17 protein-coding genes are annotated in these 20,003 nt (G+C 70.5%); 7 read left to right on the top strand and 10 right to left on the bottom strand.

The window, feature by feature from the left end; genetic code table 11:
• Window positions 1–2: 2 nt before the first annotated feature.
• Together ACJJV7_RS03665 and ACJJV7_RS03660 are read right to left on the bottom strand one after the other, a co-directional pair.
• Window positions 3–1,022 carry an aldo/keto reductase gene (locus ACJJV7_RS03665; protein WP_405372562.1) on the bottom strand — a complete coding sequence of 340 codons (1,020 nt, stop codon included), beginning with the start codon at window positions 1,020–1,022 and terminating at the stop codon, window positions 3–5.
• Between the two features lie 280 nt (window positions 1,023–1,302).
• A complete protein-coding gene (locus ACJJV7_RS03660; protein WP_405372561.1) occupies window positions 1,303–3,582 on the bottom strand; it encodes a polyribonucleotide nucleotidyltransferase in 2,280 nt (759 codons plus the stop codon).
• Between the two features lie 280 nt (window positions 3,583–3,862).
• On the opposite strand from ACJJV7_RS03660, the gene ACJJV7_RS03655 reads away from it, so the two are divergent.
• On the top strand, window positions 3,863–4,045 hold the full coding sequence (locus tag ACJJV7_RS03655; protein WP_405372560.1) for a DUF5302 domain-containing protein: 183 nt from the start codon (window positions 3,863–3,865) through the stop codon (window positions 4,043–4,045).
• Between the two features lie 66 nt (window positions 4,046–4,111).
• Here ACJJV7_RS03655 and ACJJV7_RS03650 read toward each other — a convergent pair whose 3' ends face one another.
• Window positions 4,112–5,539, bottom strand: coding sequence for a cation:dicarboxylate symporter family transporter (locus ACJJV7_RS03650; RefSeq protein ID WP_405372559.1), 1,428 nt, complete (start codon window positions 5,537–5,539; stop codon window positions 4,112–4,114).
• A gap of 138 nt (window positions 5,540–5,677) precedes the next feature.
• Between ACJJV7_RS03650 and ACJJV7_RS03645 the strand changes: the two genes are divergently transcribed.
• A complete protein-coding gene (locus tag ACJJV7_RS03645; protein WP_405372558.1) occupies window positions 5,678–6,946 on the top strand; it encodes an ATP-binding protein in 1,269 nt (422 codons plus the stop codon).
• Window positions 6,943–7,626: a response regulator gene (locus tag ACJJV7_RS03640; RefSeq protein ID WP_405372557.1), complete on the top strand. Its 684-nt coding sequence runs from the start codon at window positions 6,943–6,945 to the stop codon at window positions 7,624–7,626. Before ACJJV7_RS03645 ends, ACJJV7_RS03640 begins: the two co-directional genes overlap by 4 nt.
• Before the next feature lie 28 nt (window positions 7,627–7,654).
• On the opposite strand, the gene ACJJV7_RS03635 is transcribed toward ACJJV7_RS03640, so the two are convergent.
• Window positions 7,655–9,625: a GDSL-type esterase/lipase family protein gene (locus tag ACJJV7_RS03635; RefSeq protein ID WP_405372556.1), complete on the bottom strand. Its 1,971-nt coding sequence runs from the start codon at window positions 9,623–9,625 to the stop codon at window positions 7,655–7,657.
• A 149-nt stretch (window positions 9,626–9,774) separates the two neighbouring features.
• On the opposite strand from ACJJV7_RS03635, the gene ACJJV7_RS03630 reads away from it, so the two are divergent.
• Window positions 9,775–10,371: a DedA family protein gene (locus ACJJV7_RS03630; protein WP_405372555.1), complete on the top strand. Its 597-nt coding sequence runs from the start codon at window positions 9,775–9,777 to the stop codon at window positions 10,369–10,371.
• Between the two features lie 12 nt (window positions 10,372–10,383).
• Here the strand turns inward: ACJJV7_RS03630 and ACJJV7_RS03625 are convergent, their stop codons facing one another.
• Together ACJJV7_RS03625 and ACJJV7_RS03620 are read right to left on the bottom strand one after the other, a co-directional pair.
• Window positions 10,384–11,028 carry an FMN reductase gene (locus ACJJV7_RS03625; RefSeq protein ID WP_405372554.1) on the bottom strand — a complete coding sequence of 215 codons (645 nt, stop codon included), beginning with the start codon at window positions 11,026–11,028 and terminating at the stop codon, window positions 10,384–10,386.
• Window positions 11,025–12,221, bottom strand: a complete 1,197-nt coding sequence (locus ACJJV7_RS03620; protein ID WP_405372626.1) for an LLM class flavin-dependent oxidoreductase — start codon at window positions 12,219–12,221, stop codon at window positions 11,025–11,027. Before ACJJV7_RS03620 ends, ACJJV7_RS03625 begins: the two co-directional genes overlap by 4 nt.
• Before the next feature lie 165 nt (window positions 12,222–12,386).
• On the opposite strand from ACJJV7_RS03620, the gene ACJJV7_RS03615 reads away from it, so the two are divergent.
• Entirely contained in the window at window positions 12,387–13,514 is a 1,128-nt protein-coding gene (locus tag ACJJV7_RS03615) for an acyltransferase family protein (protein WP_405372553.1), read from the top strand.
• A 10-nt stretch (window positions 13,515–13,524) separates the two neighbouring features.
• Here the strand turns inward: ACJJV7_RS03615 and ald are convergent, their stop codons facing one another.
• A complete protein-coding gene (gene ald / locus ACJJV7_RS03610; RefSeq protein ID WP_405372552.1) occupies window positions 13,525–14,637 on the bottom strand; it encodes an alanine dehydrogenase in 1,113 nt (370 codons plus the stop codon).
• An 89-nt stretch (window positions 14,638–14,726) separates the two neighbouring features.
• On the opposite strand from ald, the gene ACJJV7_RS03605 reads away from it, so the two are divergent.
• Window positions 14,727–15,269, top strand: a complete 543-nt coding sequence (locus ACJJV7_RS03605) for an Lrp/AsnC family transcriptional regulator (RefSeq protein ID WP_405372551.1) — start codon at window positions 14,727–14,729, stop codon at window positions 15,267–15,269.
• A gap of 69 nt (window positions 15,270–15,338) precedes the next feature.
• Window positions 15,339–16,349 carry an isopenicillin N synthase family dioxygenase gene (locus tag ACJJV7_RS03600; protein ID WP_405372550.1) on the top strand — a complete coding sequence of 337 codons (1,011 nt, stop codon included), beginning with the start codon at window positions 15,339–15,341 and terminating at the stop codon, window positions 16,347–16,349.
• 30 nt (window positions 16,350–16,379) lie between these two features.
• Here ACJJV7_RS03600 and efeB read toward each other — a convergent pair whose 3' ends face one another.
• Genes efeB through efeU form a run of 3 tightly spaced genes read right to left on the bottom strand, consistent with a single transcriptional unit; the run spans window position 16,380 to window position 19,842 of the window.
• Window positions 16,380–17,693: an iron uptake transporter deferrochelatase/peroxidase subunit gene (gene efeB, locus ACJJV7_RS03595; protein ID WP_405372549.1), complete on the bottom strand. Its 1,314-nt coding sequence runs from the start codon at window positions 17,691–17,693 to the stop codon at window positions 16,380–16,382.
• The gene (gene efeO, locus ACJJV7_RS03590; protein WP_405372548.1) at window positions 17,690–18,919 is read right to left on the bottom strand and encodes an iron uptake system protein EfeO; all 1,230 of its coding nucleotides are present in this window, start codon (window positions 18,917–18,919) and stop codon (window positions 17,690–17,692) included. Before efeO ends, efeB begins: the two co-directional genes overlap by 4 nt.
• Window positions 18,916–19,842: an iron uptake transporter permease EfeU gene (gene efeU, locus ACJJV7_RS03585; protein ID WP_405372547.1), complete on the bottom strand. Its 927-nt coding sequence runs from the start codon at window positions 19,840–19,842 to the stop codon at window positions 18,916–18,918. Before efeU ends, efeO begins: the two co-directional genes overlap by 4 nt.
• Window positions 19,843–20,003 lie beyond the last annotated feature (161 nt).

Below are 20,003 nucleotides of genomic sequence, written 5' to 3'. Positions count from 1 at the left end.
GCTCACTCCGCGGCCCGGGCGATATCTGCGAGATGCGCACGGCTGAGGTGCACGCCGGTGCCCTGCACGAGCTCCTCGACATGAGCCGGGGCGTACGCGTTCACGATCGGCGCGACGACGACGCGCTGCGCGAGGAGCCATCCGATCGCGACGGCGGCCGTCGGCACGCCCAGCTCCCCCGCGACGTGGTCGAGCGCGCGGAGGGTGCGCGCGCCGCGGCGGTTCATGTTCGCGGCGAGCTGCCTGCCGCGCACCGAGGAGCCGACCCGGTCGCGCTCGCGGTGCGCACCGGAGAGGTATCCGTGCTCGAGAGCCTGCGAGGGTGTGACCGCGATGCCCTGCGCACCGGCCACCAGACGCAGGTCGCCGTCGAACTCCTCTCTGCGGAGCACGTTGTACGGCACATCGAGCGCCGCGAAGCGGGGGTAGCCCGCGGCAGAGAGGATGCGGGCCTCGACCAGCTGGGCGGCCGTGTGACCGGAGGTGCCGAGAGCCCGCACCTTGCCCGCGTCGACGAGCCACTCGGCGGTGGCCAGCGTGTCTTCGAGCACGGTCACCCGGTCGGCGGAGCCGTCGAGGTAGAGCACATCGATGCGATCGGTGCCCAGACGCGTGAGCGACGCCTCGACCGCACGCACGAGGTTGATGGAGCCGAGCCCAGGATTGTCGGGGTTGCGCCCCACCCGCACGGCGAGCACGACATCGTCCCGCGTGCCGCGGGAGCGGAGCCACTGGCCCATCACGTGTTCGCTGCGACCGGCGGCGTAGCTGTCCGACGTGTGGACGGCGTTGCCACCGCGGCGCACATAGGTGTCGAGGATCGCGTGAGCCGCGGCGATGTCGACGTGCCAGCCGAACTCGGCGCCGCCGAGGACGAGCGGGAAGACGGAGAAGCCGGTCTCTCCGAGGGGCACCCGCAGGGATCGACCGAGCGGAGCTCCCGAGACGGGCAGTGGACCGGAGGGGTGCACGCGGGGCTCGGCGACGCGGGGCGTGCCACTCCCGGCGTGGGTCGCTGCCATGATTCCTCCATGCGGAGCGATCGAGGATCCGCGTCACCGCTCACCCCGATGCGTCGCACCGGGGCTCGATGTCGTGACGTCGAGCGGCCCGATATCGAAACTCCGAGGGCCCGATGTCGTTACTCCGAGGGTAAGGGCAGCCCGGGCGTACAGCCGAGCATCCGGGCACTCCCGACGGGCCGATTCCGTAACGGTTTCATCACGTGCGACGGAGCCGCCTGGGAACGGCGAATGCCCGCCCCTCCGAAACGGGAGGAACGGGCATTCGACGAGAGGAGGATCAGCCTTCGGCGGGAGCCTCGGGGCCCTCGCTCGCGGCTGCGGAGCCTTCCTGATCTGCGGGCTCCTCGACGACCGGCTCCAGCGACAGCTTGCCGCGGTCGTCGATCTTCGTGATGCGCACGAGGATCTTCTGGCCGACACCGAGCACGTCTTCGACGTTCTCGACACGCTTGCCACCGGCGAGCTTGCGGACCTCGCTGATGTGCAGCAGGCCGTCCTTGCCCGGAAGCAGCGACACGAAGGCGCCGAAGGCGGCGAGCTTCACGACGGTGCCCAGGAACTGCTCGCCGACCTCGGGGTTGGTCGGGTTGGCGATCGCGTTGACCTGCGCGCGCGCGGCCTCGGCGGACGGACCGTCGACAGCGCCGATGTACACGGTGCCGTCTTCCTCGATCGAGATCTGAGCGCCGGTCTCGTCCTGGATCGAGTTGATCGTCTTGCCCTTGGGGCCGATCAGCTCGCCGATCTTGTCGGTCGGAATCTGCACGCTGATGACGCGCGGCGCGGTGGCCGCCATCTCGTCGGGCGCGTCGATCGCGGCGTTCAGAACGCCCAGGATCGTCATGCGGGCGTCCTTGGCCTGCGTCAGCGCGGCGGTCAGCACCGACGACGGGATGCCGTCGAGCTTCGTGTCGAGCTGGATCGCCGTGATGAATTCGCTCGTTCCGGCGACCTTGAAGTCCATGTCGCCGAGCGCGTCTTCCGCGCCGAGGATGTCGGTCAGTGCGGCGTAGCGCGTCTGGCCGTCGACCTGGTCGGAGACGAGACCCATCGCGATGCCGGCGACGGGGGCGCGCAGCGGCACACCCGCGTTCAGCAGGGAGAGGGTCGACGCGCAGACGGAGCCCATCGACGTGGAGCCGTTGGAGCTCAGCGCCTCGGAGACCTGACGGATCGCGTACGGGAACTCCTCGCGGCTGGGCAGCACCGGCACGAGCGCGCGCTCGGCGAGGAAGCCGTGCCCGATCTCGCGACGCTTCGGGCTGCCGACACGACCGGTCTCACCGGTCGAGTAGGGCGGGAAGTTGTAGTGGTGCATGTAGCGCTTGCTCGTCGTGGGTGACAGCGAGTCGATCTGCTGCTCCATCTTGAGCATGTTCAGCGTGGTGACGCCCATGATCTGGGTCTCGCCGCGCTGGAAGACCGCGGAGCCGTGGACGCGCGGGATGACCTGCACCTCGGCGTCGAGCGGACGGATGTCCGCCAGGCCACGGCCGTCCATGCGGACGCCCTCGGAGAGGATGCGGCCACGGACGACGACCTTGGTCACCGACTTGTAGGCGGCGGAGAACTCGATCGGCGCGCCCGCCGGGAGCTCGTCGGCCTCGACAGCGGCGATGAGTTCCGCCTTGACGCGGTCCTTCACGACGTCGTCTGCGGCCTGACGCTCCTGCTTGTCGGCGATCTGGTAGACGTTCACCAGGTCGTCGTACGCACGGCCGGCGACGAAGTCGTAGACCTCGGAGCTGTACGGCGCGAAGACCGGGTAGACACCCGGGGCGCGGGACGAGCTCGCGGCCATCTCGGCCTGGGCCTCGACGAGCTGCTTGAGGAACGGCTTGGCGGCCTCGAGGCCACCGGCGACGACCTCTTCGCTCGGCTTGACGGCGCCGCCCTTGATGAGGTTCCAGCTGCCTTCGGTCGCTTCGGCTTCGACCATCATGATCGCGACGTCGCCGTCGGGCAGAAGACGACCGGCGACCATCAGGTCGAACACGGCCTCTTCGACCTGAGCCTGGTTCGGGAACGCGACCCACTGGTCGGCATGCTCGCCGTGACCGGGGATCAGCGCGAGGCGCACACCGGCGATCGGGCCGGAGAACGGCAGACCCGAGATCTGGGTCGATGCCGATGCCGCGTTGATCGCGAGGGCGTCGTAGTACTCGCCCGGTGCGATCGACAGGACGGTGATGACGATCTGAACCTCGTTGCGGAGACCGTCGACGAACGACGGGCGCAGCGGGCGGTCGATGAGACGGCACACGAGGATCGCCTCGGTGGAGGGGCGGCCCTCACGGCGGAAGAACGATCCGGGGATCTTGCCCGCGGCGTACGAGCGCTCTTCGACGTCGACCGTCAGGGGGAAGAAGTCGAAGCCCTCACGGGGGTGCTTGCCGGCGCTCGTGGCCGACAGGATCATCGTCTCTTCGTCGAGGTAGGCGGCGACTGCGCCCTGGGCCTGCTGAGCGAGGCGTCCGGTCTCGAAGCGGACAGTGCGGGTACCGAAGCGGCCATTGTCGAGGACGGCTTCAGCGGCGGTGATTTCAGGACCTTCCAAAAGGTCTCTCCTTCTTTGTTTAGACTCGCTCACGCGTTTCGTGCGCGAGATCGTGCGAAGGAGCGGAACAGGCAGATATGGGCGTGCGGAAAGATGTCCGCGAAGACCGCCTGCGCTGGCCACCAGTGAAAGATCACCATCCCGTTCGGATGGGAACCCACCACAGGGGACCAGCTTTCTGCCGGGCCTGCTCCATGAGCTCAGTATGAAATTGAGCGGATGCCATACGGCAACCCGGCCGAGTCTATCAGTGGGGCCCTCTCCTGCGTATCGTGGCGGTATGACCGACGAAGACACAGCCCCCGGCGCGGCATCCGATGATGTCAAGCGCAAGTTCCGCGAGGCTCTCGACAAGAAGAACGCGCAGCACCGTCGCGGTGAAGCGCATCTCGACGGCGACTCCGCCGTCCACAGTGCCCACGGCGCGGTGACCAAGCGCGAGTTCCGCCGCAAGAGCGGCTGACCGACCGACCCGAACCATGAAGGGCCCGGATGCCGATGCATCCGGGCCCTTCATCGTCGTGAGGCGTCAGCCGCGAGCCCGGGCCCGCGCCTGCTTGTCGCTCATCTCGGCCACGGCCGCCTCTTCGAGTCCTTTGGTGTCGACGGCGCCGGTGTCATCGGACATCCCGTGCCCTCCGCTGAGGGTGGCCTCGTCGAACGGGCGCTCCCCCGTGAGGACGGCGCGAGCCTGCGTGCGGTCGAACTCGCGCGTCCAGGTGCCGATGAGGACGGTCGCGACGGCGTTGCCGGTGAAGTTGGTCAACGCGCGTCCCTCCGACATGAACCGGTCGATGCCGACGATCACGCCGACCCCGTTCACGAGGTCGGGGCGGTAGGCCTGCAGGCCGCCGGCGAGCGTGGCGAGTCCCGCGCCGGTGACGCCGGCCGCGCCCTTCGAGGCGATGATCATGAACACGAGGAGCCCGATCTGCTCGGGGATCGACATCGGCGCGCCCATGCCGGCCGCGATGAACAGCGACGCCATCGTGAGGTAGATCGCCGTGCCGTCGAGGTTGAAGGAGTAGCCCGTGGGCACCGTGATGCCGACGACCGGCTTCGAGACGCCCAGGTGCTCCATCTTCGCGATCAGTCGCGGCAGCGCCGATTCACTCGAGGAGGTGCCGACGATCAGCAGGTATTCCCGGGCGAGGTACTTCATGAGCTGGAAGATGTTGATCCGCGCCACCGCGTAGAGCAGGGTGCCGAGGATGCCCACGATGAAGAGGATGCAGGTGATGTAGAAGGCGATCATCAGGACGCCGAGGCTGACGATCGCGGCGACGCCGGTCTTGCCCACCACCGCGGCGATGGCCCCGAAGGCGCCGATCGGCGCGAGCCACAGGATCATGCCGAGGATGCGGAAGACGAGGGTCTGCAGGTTCTTCACGGCGGCCATGATCGGCTCGCCCTTGGCGCCGAGCTGCTGCAGCGCGAAGCCCACCAAGAGGGCGACGAACAGGACCTGCAGGACACTCTCCCCCGTGAACGAGGAGAAGAACGTGGTCGGGATGATGCCGAGGAGGAAGTCGACGGTCGTCTTCGCCTCCCCCGCCCCCTCGACGTCGTACGTCGCGCTCTGCATGTTCAGGCCTTCGCCCGGGTGGATGATGTTGCCGACCACGAGGCCGATCGCCAGAGCGAAGGTCGACATGACCATGAAGTAGAGCAGCGCGAGACCGCCGATGCGCCCCACGGTCGCCGCCTTCGCGATCGAGCCGACGCCGATGACGATCGTGCAGAAGATGATCGGCGCGATCATCATCTTGATGAGGTTGACGAAGGCCTTGCCGAGGGGTTCGAGGGCGACGCCGAAGGTCGGCCACACGAGGCCGACGACGGCGCCGAGCACCACGGCGAGGATCACCGAGATGTAGAGCCAGGTGTGCTTGTCCCAGGCCTGCTTGCCGCGGCGGGCGTTGTAACCGGGGAGTCGGAACGATGAGGTGAGAGCCATGGTCTTCTCCAGGTGTGACAGTCCTTGTCTGCGCCGACAGCTCCGTCGACTGGGTCCAGCGTGCGACGGGTGCGACGGGGCGCCGAGTTGTGGTCGTATTGGTCGCAGGCGTCATCCGGATGCCGGGAGGACACCGTGATGGCGCGACGAGGCGGCAGGAGCGCGGCGTCGGGCGTGTTCGCCCTCGTCGCGGCGGTCGTCGTCGGGATCGCTCTCATCACCGCCGTCGTCCTCCTGTGGGACGGCCAGCGCGCGGTCCGCGGGGAGGCCGAACGGGTCACGCAGGCGGTCGCCGAGACGATCGCCGACACCGCCGAGGTGAGTGACGCCCTCGCCTCCGGCGACCCGGCCGACGCCAGCGCCGTGCTCCAGCCTCAGGTCGAGGAGATCATCGCCGACGCCGACGTCGACTTCGTCACGATCATGGATCCCCGCGGCATCCGGATCACCCATCGCGACGCCTCGCAGATCGGCCGGCCCTACATCGGGACGATCCCGGCCACGCCCGCAGCGCTCACCGAGGAGTTCACGGGCACCCTGGGGCCCTCGGTGCGAACGATCGTCCCGATCTCGGCGGGTGACGAGATCATCGGGTGGGTCTCCGTCGGCGTCACGGTCGGGAGCATCTCGGCGACCCTCGGACCGCGGATCCTCCTCGCCATCGCGATCGCGGTCGCCCTGGCCGCGGCCGGCCTGCTCGGGGCGGTCATCGCCAGACGCGCGACCCGCCGCGTCGCCGGCGACCTTCCCGCCGGGGCGATCCGCGACGCCGTCTCGTCGTACGAGTCGCTCCGGACGCTCGGCGAGGCGCTCCGCGCCCAGACGCACGAGCACGGCAACCGGCTCCACACCGCGATCGCCCTGCTCGAGCTGGGCCGAACGCCCGAGGCCATCGAGATCCTCGCCGAGAACTCCCGCCAGAGCCAGATCCTGGTCGACCAGGTGGCGGCGCGGCGCGAAGGTGACCCGACGGTGGGTGCGCTGCTGCTCGGCAAGGCGTCGCAGGCCAAGGAGCGCGGCGTCGAATGGCGCGCGCAGATCGAGCCGGACGCGCCGCGGTCGGTGCTGTCGGCGGTCGACGCCGTCTCCGTCGTCGGGAACCTCATCGACAACGCGCTCGACGCGGCTGCCGCGGGCGCCGCGCCGCGGTGGGTCGAGGTCTCGATGGCCCGCACCCCCGAGGACGAGCTGGCCGTGGCCGTCTCGGACAGCGGCCGTGGCGTCGCGCCTGACGTCGCCGCCCGGATGTACGAGCACGGATTCTCGACCAAGCCCGCGGGACGCGCCGGCCGCGGGGTGGGTCTCGCTCTCGTGCGCTCCATCGTCGACGGCTCCGGCGGCATCGTGACGCTCTCCCAGGACCCGACGACGTTCCGCGTCGTCCTCCCCACGGAGGCGGACGGATGATCGGGGTGCTGCTGGTCGACGATGAGGCCCTCACGCTCGATCTCCACCGCCAGTACGTCGACCGCCTGGACGGGTTCACCGTGGTGGGCGAATGCAGTGGAGCGCGGGCGGCGCTGCGGGCGCTCTTCGACAGCCCGCGGTCGGGCGCGATCGACCTCGTCCTCCTCGACATGACGATGCCCGACGGCTCCGGCCTCGACGTCCTGCGTCACCTCCGCGCCCAGGCCCGGCAGGTCGACGTCATCGCGATCACCTCCGTCCGCGAGGCCGACACCGTTCGGCAGGTCATCGGGCTCGGCGCCGCTCACTACCTCGTCAAGCCGTTCACGTTCGCCGACTTCCGCGAGCGGATGACGCAGTACCAGCGCTTCCGCGAGGCATCCGAACGCGCCGGCGGGACGGCGACCCAGGCCGACATCGACGCGATGCTCGGCGCGCTCCACCCCGCAGCCGCCACACCGCTGCCGAAAGGGCTCGCCGCCGACACGCTCGAGCGGGTGACCGAGCTGATCCGCCGGCTCGAGGTCGTCTCGGCGCGCGAGGCGGCCGAGCACCTGGGCATGTCGCGCGTCGCGGCGCGCCGGTATCTGGAGCATCTCGCCGAGAGCGGTCGGGTCGAGCGGAGCGCCCGCTACGGCGCTCCCGGGAGGCCGGAAGCCGAGTACCGCTGGCGCCCCTGACCCGGGGTGTCAGCGCGGCCCGGGGTTGTCAGCGCGGCGCGCGAGCGCGGCCGCCCGGACGGCCGAGCACGACGTAGTCGGGCTGCTTCGCGCCCAGCCCGTCGCCCGCTGTGCGCCCCGTGAGGCGCCGCCAGACCCAGGGCAGGGCGTCGCGGCGGAGCCACGTCCCGCTCACAGCGGGCTCCTCGTCGATGTGGAACGCCTCGTCGAGTTCGGCGAGCGCATGGGCGTGCGGGACGCGCAGCGCCTCGGCGGCGCGGTAGGCCACGAAGCGATGCCCGCGTGAGCGCAGGTGCACCCGGTCGTCGGCCCACATCTCGAGGCTCTGAAGGTCCGCCTCGGCCTCGAGGTCGACGAGGATCGCGCCCGTCGCCGCCGCGATCGTGCGCAGGCGAGCGTTGTACTCCGCGAACCGGCGGGCGAGCAGCCCCGCCGCGGGCCGCCCGGGCAGGAAGACCGTGCCCAGGAGCACGTCGCAGCCGGCCGCACGCAGCCGGCGCACCACGCCGCCGACCTGATCGGCGAGCGCGGCGATGTCGACCGGGCCGCCCATCAGGTCGTTCGAGCCGATCATGAGCGACACGAGGTCGGGGCGGAGCGCCAGGCAGGCCGGGAGCTGTTCGGCCACGACGTCTCGCACCCTCCTGCTCCGGACGGCGAGGTTGGCGTACCGGAACGAGCCGCCCTCCGCGCCCGCGAGCGCCAGCATGTGCGCGAGACGGTCGGCCCAGCCGCGGAACGACCCCGCGGGCATGCGCGAGGTGTCGCAGAGCCCCTCGGTGATCGAGTCGCCGAGGGCGACGTAGCGCGACCATCGCCGCGCCGGCGGCGGGGTCGCGGCAGCCCGGCTCTCGGGGAGGTCGGGACGCGGCCACACCCGCACGCGAAGCCCCGCGTCGATGCGGCGGAGGTCGCCCGCCCGCTCGTAGTGCTCGATCAGCCGGTCGCCCAGGCTCTCCCAGGTTCGTCCCGAGACCGCCGTCCGGGCCGCCTCGGCAAACGCCCGGCGTTTGGCCGGATCGCCCACGAGGTCGAGGACCCGCGCGCGAAGGTCGTCGGTGTCGCCGGGCCGGTACAGCCACCCGTCGATGCTGCTGCGGACGAGATCGACGGGGCCGCCGCGTCCGGTGGCGACGACGGGCACCCCGCTCGCCTGCGCCTCCTGGATCGTCTGGCCGAACGTCTCGCTCTCCCCCGGGTGCACGAACACGTCGAAGCTCGCCAGGGCGACCGCCAGGTCGTCCCCCTGCAGGTGCCCGAGGAAGACCGCCTCCGGCAGGAGCCGCTCGAGCGCGGCACGCGAGGGGCCGTCGCCGACGATCACGAGACGGACCCCGGGGATGCCGCGGAGCGCCGCCAGGTCCTCCACCTGCTTCTCGGGTGCGAGCCGGCCGACGTAGCCGACGACGGTCTCGCCGGGGGCGACCTCCCCCCGCCACCGGTCGCTCCGCCGGTGCGGCGCGAAGCGGATGCCGTCGACCCCGCGGCCCCACAGCGACACCCGGTCGACCCCGAGGTCCTGAAGCTGCGTGCGCGCCGCGGCGGACGGCGCCAGCGTGAGGGTCGCGCGCCGGTGGAGGCGGCGGATGTGTGAGGCGGCGACGGTCGTGGCCTGCGGGATGCCGTACCGCGCCGTGTAGGCGATGACATCGGTCTGATAGACGGCGACCGACGGCATCCGCCTCATCTCGGCGGCGAGCAGCCCCTGCCACCCGAGCAGGAACGGCGATGCGAGATGGACGACGTCGGCCCCGAACCGGTCGAGTTCGCGGGCGAGGGCGGCGGGCGCGGGGGCCGCGAGGCGCACGGCCGGATAGCGGGGCATCGGCACGGACGCGACCGTCCGCCCCGGCATCCCGAGCTCGTGACGACGGACACCCGGGGCGACGACGAAGACGTCGTGGCCCCGGCGTTCGAGGTGCTCGCGCACGCGGAGCACCGAACCCGTCACCCCGTTCATGTGGGGCAGGAACGACTCGGTCACCATGGCGACTCTCACCCCACCAGCGTGCCCGCCTCCCGGCATCCGAACGCCTGATCGGAGGCCTGTTCGCGTACTGTTCACGCCCGCCTCGCCGAGCCGTCACCTGCCGGACGCCGCCTGGGCGCCGTTCGCCCGCCGTTCACCGCGGACTGGTACCCACGAGCGTGCTCACCGACCTGATCTCCGCCGTCGCGGAGGGGCCGTGGATCCTCCCCACGATGTTCGTGCTGGTCCTCGCCGACGCGGCTCTCGTGTTGGTGCCCGGCGAGCTCGCGGTCACGGCGGCCGGCGCCCTCGCCGTCTCGGCCGGCTCACCGCCGCTCGCGGCCGTGATCGCCGTGGCCGCGCTCGCGGCGTTCTGCGGCGACGCCCTCTGCTACGCCGCAGGCCGCGCCGTCGGGCTGGAGCGGTGGCGGTGGATGCGGCATCCGCGGGTCAGCGCCGCCTTCGCATGGGCGGGGACCCGCCTCTCGCGGGGCACCGCGACGGTGGTGTTCACGGCGCGGTTCATTCCGTTCGCACGTCTCGCCGTGAATCTCACCGCCGGCGCGACACGTGTGGCCGCAGGACGCTATCTCGGCGTGGCGGCCGTCGCCGCGACGGCGTGGGCCGCCTATCAGGCGGTCGTCGGCGCAGCGGTCGGCACGCTCCTCCCGGGTCAGCCGGTCGTCGCGGTGCTCGTCGCGATGGTCGCGGCGGTCGCTCTCGGGGCCGCCATCGACGTCGCGGTGACGCGGATCACGCGCCGCCGGAGCCGATGACGGCCGCCCGGGTCACTCGCCGGTGAGACCACCGAGGAGGTGACCGAACGAACCGCCCTTGCCGAGGTACGACTCCGGGTCGAACGGGTCGAGCACGGCCTCGTGGGGCCGGCGCTCGATCGCGTCGGCCAGTTCTCGCGCACTCCGCTCGATGCGGGCGCCGAGCGGCTTGACGTCGTCGGCGTGCGCACCCCAGTCGGACGAGGCGGCGAACACGCCGGTGGGCACCGCCTCGGCGTGCAGATACGCGAACAGGGGCCTGATCGCGTAGTCGATGGCGAGGGAGTGCCTCGCCGTTCCGGCGTTCGCGCCGATGAGCACCGGCATGCCGGCGAGCGCATCGGGATCGAGCACGTCGATGAACGACTTGAACAGACCCGAGTAGCTCGTGGAGAAGATCGGCGTCACGACGATGAGGGCGTCTGCCGACACGACGGTGTTGATGGCCGCCTCGAGCGCCGCCGGAGCGAAACCGGTCAGCAGGTTGTTCGTGATGTCGTGCGCGTACTCGCGGAGCTCGAAGCTGTCGACGGATGCCTCGATGCCGCGTCCCGCGAGATCGGCGATCGTGGCGGCCGCGAGCTTGTCGGCCAGCATGCGCGTCGACGACGGGTTCGACAGCCCCGCCGACACGACGGCGATGCGACGGGCGGTCATCGCGCACCACCGATGCCGAACGCGGCGCCTGCCGGGACGGGTGCGTCCTGGTAGGGGCTCGGGCCCGACAGGTTGTCGCCGCGGTTCGCGCGGGGGCGCGCCTCACGGGTCGGCCCGTCGCCGTAGGCGGCGACGACGCGATTGGCGTGGGTCGGGGCGTCCGGAACCTCGGCAGGCCGGTTCTGCGCCAGCTCCTTGCGCAGCACGGGCACGACCTCGCCACCCAGCATGTCGAGCTGTTCGAGCACCGTCTTCAGCGGCAGACCGGCGTGGTCGACGAGGAAGAGCTGACGCTGGAAGTCGCCGAACAGGTCGCGCATGCCGGCGTAGCGGTCGATGACCTGCTGCGGCGACCCGACCGTGAGCGGAGTCATCTCGGTGAAGTCCTCCATCGAGGGCCCGTGTCCGTAGACGGGGGCGTTGTCGAAGTAGGGCCGGAACTGCGCGACGGCATCCTGTGAATTCTTCGCCATGAATGCCTGTCCGCCGATGCCGACGATCGCCGTCTCGGGAGCGCCATGGCCGTAGTGCGCCCAGCGCTGACGGTAGAGCCCGATGAGCCGCTGGTAGTGCTCGGCGGGCCAGAAGATGTTGTTCGCGAAGAATCCGTCGCCGTAATAGGCGGCCTGCTCGGCGATCTCGGGGGTGCGGATCGATCCGTGCCAGACGAAGGGAGGCACGCCGTCGAGCGGTCGGGGCGTGGACGTGAAGCCCTGGAGCGAGGTGCGGAACTTGCCCTCGAAGTCGACGACGTCCTCACGCCACAGCTTGTGCAGCAGCGCGTAGTTCTCGATCGCCAGCGGCACGCCCTGACGGATGTCCTTGCCGAACCACGGGTAGACCGGGCCGGTGTTGCCACGACCCAGCATGAGGTCCATGCGACCCCCGGAGAGGTGCTGGAGCATGGCGTAGTCCTCGGCGATCTTCACCGGGTCGTTCGTCGTGATCAGCGTCGTCGAGGTCGAGAGGATGAGCTTCTCGGTCTGCGCGGCGATGTAGGCGAGGGTCGTCGTGGGCGAGGACGACCAGAACGGGGGGTTGTGGTGTTCGCCGATGGCGAACACGTCGAGGCCGACCTCCTCGGCATGGCGGGCGATCTCGACGGTGGCCGCGATGCGCTCGCGCTCGCTCGGGGTGTGACCCGTCGTCGGGTCCTGCGTGATGTCGGTCACCGTGAAGATGCCGAACTGCACAGGTGTGCCCGCTGCAGGGGTTCCCGCGGCAGAAGACCCGGTGGTGGTCGTGTCGCTCACGATGATCCTCGCTCTCCGGGCGGCGTACGCCCGATCCATGCAATTGAATGTACCGGATGAAACGCGGACATCCTCACGATATTCCCCACCGTTAGGGTGGCCCGGATGAGCTTTCCGGCCCCCACCTCCGCGCGGACCCGCCGCGTGCCGATCTGGGACAACGCGCGCGCCGCCTGCATCGTCCTCGTCGTCCTCGGCCATGCCATCCAGCGCCTCACCTACGACTCCGACCTCGCCCTCGCGCTGTACTTCGTCGTCTACGCCTTCCACATGCCGGCGTTCGCGCTCATCTCGGGGTACTTCTCCTCGTCGGACCCGCCCACGCGGCGACAGATGACCCGGGTGCTCACCGACATCGTCCTCCCGTACCTGATCTTCGAGAGCCTGTGGATCGCGACCATCTTCCTCGCCCAGGGGCGCACCAATCCGAACCTGACGCAGCCGTCGTGGACGCTCTGGTTCCTGCTCGCCCTCGCCATCTTCCGGCTCGTCCTGCCGTACCTCTCGCTCGTGAGGTGGCCGCTCGCCTGGACCCTCGTGGTGTCCATCTCGGCGGGGTACCTCCCGAACGTGGACTCGACGCTCTCGCTGTCGCGGACCCTCGGGCTGCTGCCGTTCTTCGTGCTCGGCTGGTGGCTCCGCCACCACCGCATCCTCGAGAAGTACGACCTGCTCCGGCGCCGACGCGTGTCGGTGCGGGTCGCGGCGGCCCTGGTCCTCGCCGCGGCCGGCTGGGCGGCGTGGTTCTTCATCGCGCAGTGGAAGGAGATGAACCTCTCGCAGTGGCTGTTCTACGACGAGAACTACGCCGAGATCGGCGCTCCCCAGTGGTGGGCAGGCGCCGTCCGGTTGGCGCTCATGCTCGTGGCCCTTCTCCTGAGCGTGGCGTTCTTCGCGCTCATCCCTCGCGGTGAGCACCGTTGGACCGCGATCGGCCGGTACACGATGTACGTCTACCTGCTGCACTCCTTCGTGCTCTACCCCTTCCGGGAGTCGGGGGTACTCCGTCAGCTCGAGCCGACCTGGCTCTGGCTGCCGACGGTCATCTTCGCCTCGATCGTCATCACCGTCGCCCTCGCCTCGGCGCCGGTGCGCCGGCTCTTCCGACCGCTCATCGAGCCGCGCCCCGGGTGGCTGTTCGTCGACCCGGCGACGACGACGCGCGACGACCGTCGCCGCGACCCCACCGGCTCCCGACGGCCCTCCGACGATCCCCCGGCCGAGAGGGCATGAGCGCCCAGCCTCAGCGGGTGAGCGCGCCCGGCGACGTGAACGGCAGACCGAACGCCGCCGCGACGCCCTCGTTGGTGACCCTTCCGGCTGCCGTGTTGAGGCCCTTGGCCAGGGCATGGTCGGCCGACGCCGCGGCATCCCACCCCTGGTCGGCGAGGGCGAGGAGATACGGCAGCGTGGCGGCGGTGAGGGCCCGCGTCGAGGTCTCCGGCACCGCACCGGGCATGTTCGCGACGCAGTAGTACAGCGCCCGGTGCACCGGAAAGGTGGGGTCGTCGTGGGTCGTGGGATGCGATCCCTCGAAGCAGCCGCCCTGATCGATCGCGATGTCGACCAGCACGGCGCCGTCCTTCATCCCTGCGACCATGTCGAGCGTGACGAGCTTCGGCGCCGCCGCCCCGGGGATGAGCACCGAGCCGATCACGAGATCGGCCTGGGCGACCTGCTCGGCGATCTCGTACCGGCTCGACACGCGGGTGTGGATGCCGGTGTATCGCCGTTCGAGTTCGCGCAGGCGCGGCAGCGAGATGTCGATCACGGTTACGTCGGCGCCCATCCCCCAGGCGTTGGCGGCGGCGTGCTCACCGGCGACGCCGCCGCCGATCACGACGACCTTGGCCTTCGGGGTGCCGGCGACGCCCCCGAGGAGCGTGCCGCGCCCGCCCGCGGCGCTCATGAGCGAGTGCGCACCGACCGCGATCGAGATGCGGCCGGCGACCTCGCTCATCGGGGCCAGGAGCGGCAGGGTGCGGTCGGCGAGCTGCACGGTCTCGTACGCCACGCCCGTCGTCCCCGACGCGAGGAGCGCGTCGGTCAGCGGACGATCCGCCGCCAGATGCAGGTAGGCGAAGAGCGTGAGGTCCTCGCGGAGGTAGCCGTATTCCGAGGCCACGGGCTCTTTCACCTTGACGAGCAGCTCCGCCTCACCCCAGACGTCGGCGGCGTCCGGCACGATCCGCGCCCCGGCGGCGGCGAAGTCGGCGTCCGCGATGCGCGATCCCGCGCCCGCACCGGACTGCACTCTCACGTCATGACCGCGCGCGATCAGTGCGTCGACGCCGGCGGGTGTGATGGCGACGCGGTTCTCGTTGTTCTTGATCTCCGTCGGGATGCCGATGCGCATGGGATGTCTCTCCTCGTCGATGAGTGCGGCTGCGCGAACATCCTGGCGATCATTCGTTTCGAACGGGTGACGATGGCAGAATCTTCGCCATGAGCTCGAATTCCGGTGACGCCGCCCGCCGTGGCCGCAGCGAGGCGGCATCCTCCCCGAAGGATCTTCGGGAGAGTGACCGTCTCGACGATCTCGACGCCGAGATCGTCCGAGCCCTCGCCGACGACGGCCGGCTCACCAATGCCGAGCTGGCGTCGCGCATCGGGGTCGCCGCGTCGACGGCCCACGCCCGCACACGGTCGCTTCTCGAACGCGGCGTCATCACCGGCTTCCACGCCAGCGTCAACCAGCGCGTCATCGGCGCGGGCCTGCAGGCGATGGTCCACGTCACGCTCCGTCCGGGTTCGCGCCAGGAGAGCATCGTCGATTTCGCGCATGAGGTCCGGGGGCTCCCCCAGGTGATCCAGGTGTTCTTCCTCGGCGGCCCGGAAGACTTCCTCATCCACATCGCGGTGCGGGACTCGAGCGACGTGCGGGCGTTCGTCGTCGAGCACCTGTCCGCTCAGCGAAGCGTCGCCAACACCCGCACCAGCATCATCTTCGACTACCACCGCAACCGCGTCGCCGCCCCGTTCCACTGATGTCACCGGCGACCGGTAACGCTCGGCAACATTGACCCCGGTCCGCCGGCGGCCACTTACCCTCGAAGGATGCCTGTCCCGAGCCTTCCCGTCCTCGATCTGTCCCTCCTCGACCAGGGCCCCGACGCCGCCGAACGGTTCCGCGCCGACCTCCGGCGAGCCACCCACGAGGTGGGCTTCTTCTACCTGACCGGCACCGGAGTCTCGGCTGAGCTCGAAGAGCGGATGCATCGCGCCGCCCTCGACTTCTTCGCCCTGCCCGACGAGGCCAAGCTCGAGATCGAGAACACGAAGAGCCCCCACTTCCGCGGCTACACCCGTGTGGGGGGCGAACTCACCCAGGGACGCGTGGACTGGCGTGAGCAGATCGACATCGGTCCGGAACGGCCGGCCGTCACCGACCCGGGCGCCCCCGACCATGCCATCCTGGTGGGTCCGAACCTCTGGCCCTCGGCGCAGCCCGAGCTGCGCCCCCTCGTGGAGGAATGGACCACGCTGTTGTCCTCCGTCTCCCGGACGCTCCTGCGCGCCTGGGCCGAAGCTCTCGGCGCACCGGCGACCTATTTCGACGATCACTTCGGCGAGGCGCAGACCCTCCTGAAGATCGTCCGGTACCCGGGCACCTCCGACCCCGAGCCGCAGCAGGGTGTCGGCGCGCACAAGGACTCCGGCGTCCTCACCCTCCTGTGGGTCGAGCCCGGAAAGGGCGGCCTCCAGGTCGAGCGCGACGGCGTGTGGGTCGACGCTCCGTCGATCCCCGGGACGTTCGTCGTCAACATCGGCGAACTCCTCGAGCACGCGACGAACGGCTACCTCGCCGCGACGAACCACCGCGTCGTCTCGCCGCGGTTCCCCGACGACCGCATCTCGCTGCCGTTCTTCTTCAATCCGTCTCTCGAGGCCCAGCTGCCTCCGATCGAGCTCCCCGCGGAGCTCGCCGCGCACGCGCGAGGGGTCTCCCAGGACCCGGGCAACCCCATCCACGGGCTGCACGGCGAGAACGCCCTCAAGTCCCGGCTGCGCGCCCACCCCGACGTCGCGGCGATCTGGCACGCCGACCTCGTGGCATCCCGCGCCTGACCTCGACCGCGAACGCGGATGCCGGTCGGGTCAGCCGAACAGACGCGCGCCGACGTACGAGCCCGGGGACGCGCCCGGCGGCACCGCCCACACGCCCGACCCGACGTGCCGGAGGTACTCCGACAGCACGTCGGCACCGAGCGAGCGCTGCACCGTCACGAAGTGGGCCGGGGACCGCTGGAACGACAGGAAGAACAGGCCCGCCTCGAGGGATCCACGGTCGTCGTTCCCGTCGACGAAGTTGTATCCGCGGCGGAGCAGCCGGATGCCCCCATTGCTTGTCGGATGCGCGAGCCGCACATGCGAGAGCGCGTCGATGCGCGGGGCTCCCCCGGCATCCGTGCGGGTGAAATCGGGCTCCGTGAACTCGTCGCCGCCCGAGAGCGGTGCGCCGACGCGCTTGTCACGGCCGATCGTGCGCTCCTGCTCGGCGAGGCGGAGACGGTCCCAGCTCTCGATCGTCTGACGGATCCGCCGTGCGACGAGGTAGCTGCCGCCCGCCATCCATGCGGGGCCCTCGTCGCCGACCCAGACGTGCTCGGCGAGGCCCGCGGCATCCGAGGCGAGGATGTTCGCGGTGCCGTCCTTGAACCCGAAGAGGTTCCGGGGAGTCGCCTGCGCGGCCGTCGTCTTCGACGTGCGGCCGAACCCCAGCTGCGACCACCGGATGCGCGCTCGGCCGAAGGCGATCCGGCTGAGGTTGCGCACCGCGTGGACGGCGACCTGGGGGTCGTCCGCGCACGCCTGGATGCAAAGCGCGCCGCCGGAGCGGAGCGGGTCGAGGTCGTCGCCGAGAAACGGGGGAAGGGGCTGCAGCTCCGCCGGCCGCTGCGACCGGATGCCGAAGCGGTCGACACCGTCCGCCTCGAACAGGTCGGGCCCGAACCCGAACGTGATCGTGAGGTTGCTGGCGGGCAGGTCCAGCGCCTCGCCGGTGTCGTCGGGCGGCGCCTGCGGCGACCCTCCGACGGCGCCGCTCGCGCTCACGTCGAGCCCCTGCGTCATGCGCGCGGCCGCGTACGACCAGTCCTGCAGGAGCGACACGAGATCCTCCCGGTTCGCGCCCTCGACCATGTCGAACGACGCGAAGTGCAGATGGTCCTGCACCTCGGTGGTGATGCCGCCCTGATGGCTTCCGAAGAACGGGCGGATGCCGCCTGCTCCCCCGCCGGCGCCGGTGAGCGACACGGCGACCCCGGCACCTCCCGCACCGCCGATCGCGAGTCCGGCCGCACCGGCCCCGAGGAGGCCGAACAGTCCGCGGCGGCTCAGGCGCGATCCGGGCTCCACCTCCGCAGCGGGATCCGGCGCGGAGGCGGGCGCCGACTCGGCAGCATCCGTCATGCCAGGACGGTGCTCGTGAGCCGCGAAAGGGGCTCGGCGAGCGCGTTGATGAGATCGGTGAGGTCGCGCGTGTCGGCGTCGGTGAGGTCGCGGTACGGCGCGAAGCCGGCGTCGAAGCTGCCGTAGGTCGCGAGCTTGGCCTCGAGTGCGGCGTAGCCCGCGTCGATGTCGGCGACGAGGCTCTCTCCGCTGTCACCGGATGCCGCGGCGAGGTCGCGGACGAGCGAGTAGGCCATCTTCGAGCCTTCGACGTTCGCGGCGAAGTCGTAGAGGTCGGTGCCGCTCCACCAGTCCTCCTCGCCCGAGATCTTGCCGGTGGCGACCTCGTCGAGCAGGGCGATGGCGCCGTTGGAGATCCCCGCGATCCCCTGGGCCTGGAGGGCGGTCGTGAACTCCTCCGAGTGCACGTAGTCGTTCAGCTGACCGACGTCGGCGACGAGCTGGTCGGCGAACTTCACCCGCTCCGCATCGGTCGAGGGAGCCCAGTCCTGCCACGCCGGAGTGACGTCGTCCGCGTTGAGTGCGTCTTTGGCGGGCACCCAGAGATCCTTCTCGATCCGGTGGAAACCGGTCCAGTCGAGACCTTCGGCGACGGCGTCGACTTCGCGGTAGTCGATCTTCGGGTCGAGGTCGCCGAGCGATTCGGCGACGGGCTCGATGCGCTCGTAGAAGGCGCGCACCTGGGGGAAGGCGGCTCGCGCGGCGTCGTCATCACCGCTCGTGTACGACGCGGTGAACTCTGCGACGGCGGGGACGAGCTGCTCGACCTGGTCCTTCACGAAGGCCTCGTACAGCGACACCGCCTGCTCCTTCTGCTCGGCGTCGTCCCCCGTGGCCGCAACCTGCTCGCCCGAGACGCGGAAGGCCGCGCGTCCGACCCCTTCGCCGACCATGCCGGGCTTGCAGAGGGTGAAGTACTCGCCCGGCTGCGCCACGACGGTGAGCGTCCGCGATGCGCCGGGGGCGATGTTCTCGACCTCGCCCACGATCCGCAGCCCATCCTCGGCGAGGAGGTAGAACTCGCTCACCTCGGTGCCCTCGTTCGTGACCTCGAAGGCGAGCGGTCCGCTCTTCGCCGACGTCGCCGACACGGCGCACGTCGAATCGGAGGCGTTCACGGCGAGGGAGGCGGACGAGGCCGCATCCACCTTCGCGACGCAGCCTGTGAGGGCGAGGCCGAAGGCGGCGACGCCGGCGAGGCCGACGAGGAGGCGGGGAGCGTTCATGCGGGTGTTCCTTGCAGGACGGGAGCGGAGGCATCCGCTCGGGAGGGGGCGGTGTGCGAGCGCGCACCGCGGACGAAGAGGATGCCGACGACGACCACGTAGGCGGTCCATCCGAAGACCTGCAGCCAGCTCATCTTCGGCATGAAGCCGACCGTGGCCTGGAGGAGGGCGGCGCCCGTGCTCCCCGGTGCGATCATTCCCGACACGTCGAACGCCCAGCCCAGGGGCGCGGCGCCGAGCCCCACGGCGACCGCGCCGGTGACCGGGTCCACCGGCGCGCCCGCGGAGAAGGGCCCGGGCAGGACGCCCGCCTCCTGCAGATCGTGGATGCCGTAGGCGAGCACGCCCGCGGCGACGACCACGAGGAGCGCGCCCGTCCAGGTGAAGAAGAGCCGGAGGTCGAGGCGCACCATCCCCCGTGAGATCGCCCAGCCGAGAACGATGGCGATGGCGATCCCGACGACCGCCCCCAGAAGGGCCGGGGGCTGCTCGTCGAACGACTGGAACAACGACCAGAGCAGAAGCGTCGTCTCGAGGCCCTCACGGGCGACGGACACGAAGCCGATGACGACCACTCCCCAGAGCGCACCGGTGGCCAGCGCGCGATCGACATCTCCCTCGAGGGCGCGCTTGAGTCCCCGGCCGATGCGCTGCATCCAGAAGATCATCGCCGTGACCATCGCCACCGCGATGAGTGAGAGGGAGCCGCCGAGGATCTCCTGTGCCGTGAAGGTCAGGGTGTAGGCACCGAAGGTGAGGACGGCGCCGGCGACGAGCGAGATCGCGACGGCGAGGCCGACGCCGAGCCAGAGGCGGGGCAACACATCGCGGCGTCCGAGCCGGGCGAGGTAGGCGACGAGGATGCCGACCACGATCGCCGCTTCGAGGCCCTCGCGAAGGCCGATGAGAAGACTGGGAAGCACGGACGACACCCTCCGAAGTGAAGTAAGGCTTACCTAAGCCGGAGTCGACTGTACTCCTCTTCGCCCGGTCCGCAAATCATGCGCCGTGCGGCGGGCGAAAAGAAAGGCCGCCCCACACCTGGGGCGGCCTTCTCAAGAAAGTTTTGCGCGATTGAACGCTG

This window comes from Microbacterium sp. Ld4 (genome assembly GCF_045066555.1).
Classification (GTDB): domain Bacteria; phylum Actinomycetota; class Actinomycetes; order Actinomycetales; family Microbacteriaceae; genus Microbacterium.
This window is presented reverse-complemented; position numbering and strand designations above follow the sequence as displayed.